General features: G+C 67.0%; 1 protein-coding gene. It reads left to right on the top strand.

The features are described 5' to 3' along the window. Positions 1-24: 24 nt before the first annotated feature. Positions 25-1,643: acyltransferase domain-containing protein (locus ABT294_RS50695; protein ID WP_350813743.1), on the top strand; the 1,619-nt coding region annotated here is incomplete at its 3' end.

Here is a 1,643-nt window from a genome sequence, read left to right as displayed (position 1 = left end):
TCCGGTGTGGCGGGTGTGATCAAGATGGTGATGGCCGCCCAGGAAGGCCAACTCCCCCAAACCCTGCACATATCCACCCCCACCACCCACGTCGACTGGCAACACGGACAAATCCGCCTCCTCCAACACCCCCAACCCTGGCCCCACCACACCAACCAGCCACGCCGAGCCGGCATCTCCTCCTTCGGCATCAGCGGCACCAACGCCCACCTCATCCTCGAACAACCCCCCCACCAACCCACCCACGACCACACCACCACCGCCCACCCCCAACCCCAGCCCCAGCCTCAGGTGTTGCCGCTCATCCCCATCCCCCTATCCGGCCACACCCCCGCCGCCCTCACCGCCCAAGCCACCCGCCTAGCCCACCACCTGCAAACCCACCCCGACCTCCCCCTCCACGACCTCGCCCTCTCCGCCGCCACCACCCGCACACACCACGAACACCGCGCCGTCATCCTCGCCACCACCCACCACGACCTCACCAACGCCCTCCACCACCTCACCACCAACACCCCCAACACCAGCACCCCCGACCCCACCGCCGCCGACCCCACCGCCGACGCCGGCGTCCGAGTAGTCACCGGACGAGCCCGCCCCGGCAAAACCGCGTTCCTGTTCACCGGCCAAGGCGCCCAACACCCCGGCATGGGCCGCGACCTCTACCACACCTTCCCCACCTTCGCCCAAGCCCTCGACGAAACCTTCGACGCCCTCAACCCCCACCTCGACCACCCCCTCCAACACATCATGTGGGCCCAACCCCACACCCCCCACGCCCACCTCCTCAACCAAACCGCCTACACCCAACCCGCCCTCTTCGCCATCGAAACCGCCCTCCACAAACTCCTCACCTCCTGGGGCATCCACCCCCACTACATCGCCGGCCACTCCATCGGCGAAATCACCGCCGCCCACACCACCGGCATCCTCACCCTCACCGACGCCGCCACCCTCATCACCACACGCGCCCGCCTCATGCAAAACCTCCCCCCAGGCGGCGCCATGACCGCCATCAACGCCACCCCCGACGAAATCACCCCCCACCTCACCCCCAACGTCACCATCGCCGCCATCAACGCCCCCACCAGCACCGTCATCTCCGGCCCCCAACACGACGTCAACCACATCACCAACCACTTCAAAACCCAAGGCCGCAAAACCCACCCCCTCACCGTCTCCCACGCCTTCCACTCCCCCCTCATCAACCCCATCCTCAACCAACTCCACCAAACCGCCACCACACTCACCCACCACCCAGCCCACACCCCCCTCATCACCAACCTCACCGCCACCCCCACCCACCACCTCACCCCCGACCACTGGCCCCAACACGCCCGCCACACCGTCCAATTCGCCGACACCATCACCTACCTCACCAACGCCGGCGTCACCACCATCCTCGAACTCGGCCCCGACACCCCCCTCACCAACATCACCCCCCACAACCTCCCCCCCAACACCCACACCACCATCACCCCCACCCTCCGCAAAAACCACCCCGAAACCACCACCCTCCTCCACGCCATCGCCACCACCCACACCCACGGCACCCCCATCACCTGGACCAACCTCTTCACCAACACCAACGCCAAAACCACCAACCTCCCCACCTACCCCTTCCAACACCACCACTACTGGCT

The sequence above is a fragment of the Nonomuraea sp. NPDC000554 genome (assembly GCF_040300065.1).
Taxonomy (GTDB): Bacteria; Actinomycetota; Actinomycetes; order Streptosporangiales; family Streptosporangiaceae; genus Nonomuraea.
This window is presented reverse-complemented; position numbering and strand designations above follow the sequence as displayed.